Source organism: Candidatus Cyanaurora vandensis (assembly GCF_013285555.1).
GTDB classification, from domain to species: Bacteria; Cyanobacteriota; Cyanobacteriia; order Gloeobacterales; family Anthocerotibacteraceae; genus Cyanaurora; species Cyanaurora vandensis.
In genome coordinates, this window is the sequence record NZ_JAAXLT010000193.1 from 21359 (window position 1) to 27569 (window position 6211).

Consider the following 6211-nt stretch of genomic DNA (forward strand, 5'->3'; position numbering starts at 1 on the left):
CTATTCAACTTTGATGCGCTGGCTCAAGAAGTACATCCCGTCACCTTGGACAAACCCCAGGTTCACCACTTGGTCAATGGCGGCGGCGGGGACGGAGTTCTTTTTGAATAAACCTCCGGCTCTGAGGTCATCGAGATTAATCAAAGGTAAGTCTTGGCCCGCGTTGCCCTGGAGGACGGTGCCGAGGATGACTTTTTCTTCGAGGGGCTGGGCCAGGATTGCCGATAGTTCGTAACTCTTACCGGCGGCTACAGTTGCCGGGAGTTCTACTTTCACTTGGGGCGGCTTGGGACCGCTTTTGAGTTCACTTTTTTCGCTGGTTATGGTCTGGCTCAGCAACTGCCAACGGCCTCCCTGTTGTTGCCACAGGCTCTGGGCTTCAGTGGTCGCGAGGAGCGCGAAGGTAAAATTATTCTGTTGGAGTTGTCCGGTGACGCGGGTGCGGGTGGTGGCAGTGGTCTGGTCCCCGGTTACTTTGAGGTCTAGAACTTCAGTAGTGTAGGTGGATTCGGGTAGGTCCTTCCAAAAATTCGTGAGGGCAGTGGTGAGTTTGGCTTTGTCGAGACCGTCGTTATTTTTGAAGTCTGGGGCGTAGTAGCTCATGACCGCGCTGAGGTCACGCCGGGAAGCACTCTGGTCAAATTCACGAATCACTTGATTCAAATCCGACTGCGCCGCTACGGGCAACGCCAACCACAGACAGCCGAACCACCATTGTTTCATCGTGACTACCCAAGAACTTTTTCTAGTCTACGATTGATTCTCTCGTGTCCACCAGCCGGTAGAAGCTCAAAGCGTTCGTCCCGTAGTCGCGCTGGTCGTATTGCTCCCAGCCGGGGGCGGGCCCAGGGGGGTGACGGCGGCGGTGTTCACAGGCCACGCTGGAATCCAAGTGAATTAAGTTTGTCTGCTGCAACTGCGCCAAAATCGGTAAGTACAGCCCGCTTTGGTAGGGCGGGTCTAGGTACACCAAGTCAAAGGCGGGCTCCCGACGGGCAATGGCCCCCAGTAGCTCCGGCAGGGTCCCTTGATAAATGGCAAACCGACCGGGGGCAATCTGTGCCCAATTCTCTAGGGCAATCCGGCGCACTGGGGCTGACTGCTCAACGCCCACGACCCACTGAGCCTCCCGGGCTAGGGCCTCCGCCCCCATGGTCCCGTAGCCGCAGCACAGGTCCAGCCAACGACAGCCCGCCACCCGCTCGGACCAGAAGTTGAATAGAGCCTCGCGCACCCGTCCGGTGGTGGGGCGGGTATCTTCACCAGGGAGGGTTTTGAGTTTGCGGTTGCCATAAATTCTGAGAGTCATGGTTGCACGGGGGTACGACGGGGATTCGGGGTAGGTGGTGGATTACTCAGGTCCTTGAGTTTGAGCAGATCATCGGTGGATAGCAGGATGTCTTGGGTACGGGTTGCCATAGCTAACGCCTTAGTCGCCTGGGTCTCAGCACGAGTCAGGTCGCCCCCCCGCGCATAGGCCAAGGTCAAGTTGCGCTGCGCTTCCCAGTAGGTCGGGTCCAGACGAACGGCTTGCTCTAGGTTGGTGATGGCTTCGGGGATACGGGCTTCTTCGAGGAGGAGACTGCCTAGGTTGTTGTAGGTCTGGGTCAGGCCAGCGTCGAGTTTGAGGGCCTGTTGATAGGCTTGCAGGGCTTGGGGCACGGTTTTTAGGCGGCGGTAAACCAGTCCCAGGTTGGCCCAGGCTTCGGCGTAGTCGGGCTGGAGGGTCAGGGCTTGGCTGAGGGTGGTTTGGGCCTGGGTGAGTTCGCCCGTCTGCATCAAGGCGGCTCCCCAGTCGTTGAGAACCTGGGGATTTTGGGTTTTGAGGCGGTGGGTGGTGGCGAGGGCGGTGACGGCTTCGGGGTAACGTCCCACTTGGTAGTACAGCCGTCCCAACAGGTGCCAGAGATTGCCGTCTGTGCCCAAGTCTTGACCGTCTAAGGCTTGTAAGGCGCGTTCAGGGTGGCCTAGCTGGTACTCTAGACGACCCAGGGCGAGGTGGTATTCCCGGTGATCCGGGTCTAGTCTGAGGGCTTGGTCCAACTGCCAAGCTGTGTCCATGAGTTTGCCCTGGGCTTGGTAGGCCACTGCCAGACGGTAATAGACCGGGGCACTCCCGCCGAACTGATTTAATACGCGCTGGTAGCTTGAGACCGCCCCTACCCAGTCCGGTTGCTGTTCCTGCAAAAAGCCTAAGTTAAGCAGCGCGGTGCGGTTCTCGGGGTCTAGTTGAACGGCACGACGGGCGGTCTCAAGTGCTTTGGGAAGATCACCCAGTTCGGCTAAGACCACGGCAAGATTATTGTGGGCCTCGGAGAAGCGGGGGTTGAGTTGGACTGCCTTGGTATAGGCGGTGCGGGCCTGGGTCCGTTGGTTATCCCGTCGGAGAGCCACACCTAGTTCATTCCATAATTGGGCTGAGTCCGGGCTCTTCTGAAGAGCTTGTTGATACTGAGCCACGGTCTCAGGACGGGCCTGGACCGGGAGTAGCCCTAGCCCGAGGGCGAATAGGATGAGCCAGTATTTTTTCATTGCTGCATTCCGATAGTGTCCAGTTCAATTAGTCCCAAAAGCGCGGTCTCCTGCATCGCCCAATCCCGGCACGATGAAACAACGGTCATCCAGGAATTCGTCAATCATCGCGCAGTAGATGACTAACTTGGGATGTTGCTGGCTCAATTTGTGCAGAGCCGGACCCGAGGCAAGGACGGAGATGATGCGGATTTGTTCGGTCATTGCCCCCCGTGCAGCTAACTGGGCCAACACTTGAAGCAGGGTCCCGCCCGTCGCCAAGATCGGTTCTAGGACCAGAATGCGGGTCTGGGGCGTGAAGGCTGGGGGGAGACAGTTGAGGTAAAGCTGAGCCTGACGGGTGGTCTCATCGCGCCGATAACCTAAATGGTAAATCCGGGCGGTGGGCAGGAGCGGGCTACAACCTTCCAACAGGGCTAATCCCGCCCTCAATACCGGGACGAGGGCGATGGGCTGGCTATGGTCTACAAATTTCGCTTCTGTCAGCACGCCGAGGGGGGTCTCGACCTGGGTCTCGACCACCGGCAACCAATCGCGGCAACATTCATAGGTCAACCACCGCCCCAAGTCTGCCACTGCTGCCCGGAAAACTGGGGTCGGGGTATTTTTGTCACGGCAGATAGTGAGCAGTTGAGCAATGAAGGGATGGGCGGGGACATGGACCCTGAGTTGCATGGAAGCCTCGATGAATCTTCAACCATCATGCCTTTTCAGTGCATATTTCAAGAATCTCTGTGGTAGCCCATGCCCCTCAATGGCTACCAGGGTCCCGGAAAGTTCTGCAAGACCAACTAAGCTTCCCGCAAGACTGGCAAGATTTCCGAAAGGCTTACAGCCATCCTCTAACATCCCCAACAGCCGGCGAGGGCGGAGGGGCTTCTTGCCGTAAACTAGCTAGTCATGGCACCTCAGAAACTTTTGTTTGTCTGCTTGGGTAATATCTGCCGCTCACCTGCCGCCGAGAACATCATGAACCACTTGGTGCAAGAAGCAGGGTTGGAGGAGCAGATTAGCTGTGATTCGGCGGGGACAGCGAGTTATCACATCGGCAATCCGCCCGACCGCCGCATGGTCCAAGCAGCACGGGCGCGGGGGTTGGTTTTTCGGGGGCAGGCTCGTCAGTTTATCAGGGCGGATTTTGATGAGTTTGACTTAATTCTGGCGATGGACCGCGATAATTACCGCAATATCCGCCGCCTTGACCCGACGGGGCAACACCAAGCTAAGGTCAAATTGATGTGTGAATTCTGTACTCAGTCCGTGCTTCAAGAGGTCCCAGACCCTTACTATGATGGACCCGCCGGGTTTGAGACGGTCCTCGATCTCCTCTTTGATGCCTGTGGGGGCCTCCTTAAAACCTATGTCCGTGATTGATTGGCAACGGTTGATTCAGGAAATCGGCGTCACCGGGGCGGTCACTTGTCAACCCGTGAGCGGCGGAAGTATTAACCAGTGCTATCGTCTCCAGACCGCCACTTGGACTGGCTTTGTCAAACTCAATGAGCGAGACCGTTTGGGGATGTTTATTGCCGAGGCTGAAGCTCTGCACCAACTCGCCCTCACCCAGACCCTCCGCGTCCCCGCAGTCCTCGGTCACGGCACGCTAGACGACCATAGTTTCCTCGTTTTGGAATGGTTGCCGCTAGCTAATCGTTTAGCTAATTGGCAAGCTCTGGGGGAACAGTTGGCCCGTCTGCACCAGACCCCGGCGGGACTGGATTTCGGTTGGGACCGGGAAAATACCATCGGCTCCACGCCCCAAATCAACACTTGGCACCGGGACTGGGTAACTTTTTTTCAAGAACAGCGTTTGGGTTATCAGCTCCAGTTAGCCCAGGCGCAAGGGTTTGTGCCAACGGGCAGTGAACGACTTTTGGACCGCTTGCCCCAGTTTTTCCGGTCCTACACGCCTATCCCTGCCTTGGTCCACGGCGACCTCTGGCGCGGCAATGTAGGTTTTTTAACTACCGGCGAACCCGTTATTTTTGACCCGGCTCTCTATGTGGGCGACCGGGAAGTGGACCTCGCGCTGACTGAACTCTTTGGTGGTTTTGCCCCGGAGTTCTATCGGGCCTATCACGCGACCTATCCTCTAGACCCCGGTTACCAAGAGCGTAAAATACTCTACAACCTCTACCATGTCCTCAACCATTTCAATTTGTTCGGTAGCGGCTATCGTATCCAAGCGGAACAAATGATTCGTCAACTTCTGAATTAGGAGAATTAACGTACGCTCAGAGGTTCGCCGGTCTAATTTACCCTTTCATGCTTTTTGGTTATCTTTTCGATTCCTTTTCATTGCACTTTCGTTATCCGGCGGCCCTGCTAACGTAGCAATGTGTTTATTACAGGTACTTTTCATGAAAGCGATACGGTTGCAAATCTTGATGTTGTCCATGGGTATTGCCTGTGCATTACCGGCTCTAGCGCAACAAAATGTCAGACAACAAGGGGGCGTGACGACCATTACCACTGAGGCCCAAGAACCAGCGTTCACCGTCAGAGATTACATCAATGCCCGACCGCTGCCTCTGCCCAGAAATCCCAATCCGCCGCCGAATGCGATTGAACTGCCTGACCTCGATGCGGTTCGTGACCTACTGCCGAGCACACCTGGGTTCTCGGCAGGTGCCCAAGGTGCGGGTCGCACGAACCCGACACTGGTGCCCAAATCAGGCATTGATGAGGACGAAGTTGGGTCTGAAGAGTTTGGGACTAGCCTCCAGCCTTTTAGCACCGCGAAGGCCGACCTGTCGGGTCTCGCAACCAACACCTACTATCCCTACCGGGCGGCGGGTAAACTCTTCTTCAGAGACGGGAACTCGTCCTTCATCTGTTCTGCTTCATTGATTAAGCGCGGACTGGTGGTGACAGCGGCGCACTGCGTCTCTGCCTACGGGCAAAAACGTTTCTACACGAGCATCCAATTCATCCCTGGCTACCGCAATGGAGCCGCACCCTACGGGACTTGGAACGCAGCCAGCACTTCGGTCTTAAGCTCCTACTTCAATGGCACGGATTCCTGCTCGACCACCGGGATTGTCTGTGTCAACGATGTGGCAACCGTCCGTCTCAGCCCACAAAATAACGTCTTTCCTGGGACCAACACCGGCTGGTATGGCTATGGCTGGAATGGTTTCGGGTTCACTTCCACCGCCAACAATGGCCTCACCCACGTCAGCCAACTCGGCTACCCGGCGGGTCTAGACAGTGCCCTCTACATGGCTCGTAACGACTCCCAGGGCTTTGTCAATAGCAGCCAGTCCTCAAATACGATCATCGGCTCCTTGATGAACGGCGGCTCCAGCGGCGGTCCTTGGCTCATCAACCTCGGTATCCGCCCGACCCTAAGCGGTATCTCCAGTGGCACCTATCCCAACTCCAACACTGTTGTGGGCGTGACAAGCTGGGGCTACACGAATCAGGGCATTAAACAACAGGGTGCCTCCCCTTTTAAGGACACCAATATTGTGACCCTGGTGAATACTCTCTGCGGCAATCCCGTGACCCAAGCAGCGTGTCTGTAAGTTAATCCCTTGGGGGTACACTAGCACCCCTCATTAGGTAAGCTAGTGCAGATTTTGACACTCCCCACGGCTAAAGCCGGGGGATTCCTGGTTCCACGAGTTCGCTTGCAACATCGGATTGCGCCTCTGTCGTAGGGGCTATGCTCTCCCCA

At 56.4% G+C, this 6211-nt stretch carries 7 protein-coding genes; 3 read left to right on the forward strand and 4 right to left on the reverse strand.

The window, feature by feature from the left end; all coding sequences use genetic code 11:
• Genes HFM78_RS13810 through upp form a run of 4 tightly spaced genes read right to left on the reverse strand, consistent with a single transcriptional unit; the run spans window position 1 to window position 3207 of the window.
• Window positions 1-723 (reverse strand): nuclear transport factor 2 family protein, encoded by a 723-nt coding sequence (locus tag HFM78_RS13810; protein WP_287130033.1) that lies wholly within the window; start codon window positions 721-723, stop codon window positions 1-3.
• 22 nt (window positions 724-745) lie between these two features.
• Window positions 746-1309 carry a 16S rRNA (guanine(966)-N(2))-methyltransferase RsmD gene (gene rsmD / locus HFM78_RS13815; protein WP_287130034.1) on the reverse strand — a complete coding sequence of 188 codons (564 nt, stop codon included), beginning with the start codon at window positions 1307-1309 and terminating at the stop codon, window positions 746-748.
• Complete coding sequence (locus HFM78_RS13820) at window positions 1306-2532, reverse strand: tetratricopeptide repeat protein (RefSeq protein WP_287130035.1); 1227 nt, start codon at window positions 2530-2532, stop codon at window positions 1306-1308. The genes rsmD and HFM78_RS13820 overlap by 4 nt, the downstream gene beginning before the upstream one ends.
• A gap of 24 nt (window positions 2533-2556) precedes the next feature.
• A complete protein-coding gene (gene upp / locus HFM78_RS13825) occupies window positions 2557-3207 on the reverse strand; it encodes a uracil phosphoribosyltransferase (RefSeq protein ID WP_287130036.1) in 651 nt (216 codons plus the stop codon).
• A 225-nt stretch (window positions 3208-3432) separates the two neighbouring features.
• Between upp and HFM78_RS13830 the strand changes: the two genes are divergently transcribed.
• The 3 genes from HFM78_RS13830 to HFM78_RS13840 all read left to right on the forward strand — a co-directional run bounded on the left by HFM78_RS13830 (window position 3433) and on the right by HFM78_RS13840 (window position 6059).
• Window positions 3433-3906: a low molecular weight protein-tyrosine-phosphatase gene (locus HFM78_RS13830; protein WP_287130037.1), complete on the forward strand. Its 474-nt coding sequence runs from the start codon at window positions 3433-3435 to the stop codon at window positions 3904-3906.
• Window positions 3893-4750 carry a fructosamine kinase family protein gene (locus tag HFM78_RS13835; protein ID WP_287130038.1) on the forward strand — a complete coding sequence of 286 codons (858 nt, stop codon included), beginning with the start codon at window positions 3893-3895 and terminating at the stop codon, window positions 4748-4750. Before HFM78_RS13830 ends, HFM78_RS13835 begins: the two co-directional genes overlap by 14 nt.
• 142 nt (window positions 4751-4892) lie before the next feature.
• On the forward strand, window positions 4893-6059 hold the full coding sequence (locus HFM78_RS13840) for a serine protease (RefSeq protein WP_287130039.1): 1167 nt from the start codon (window positions 4893-4895) through the stop codon (window positions 6057-6059).
• The last annotated feature ends 152 nt before the right edge of the window (window positions 6060-6211 follow it).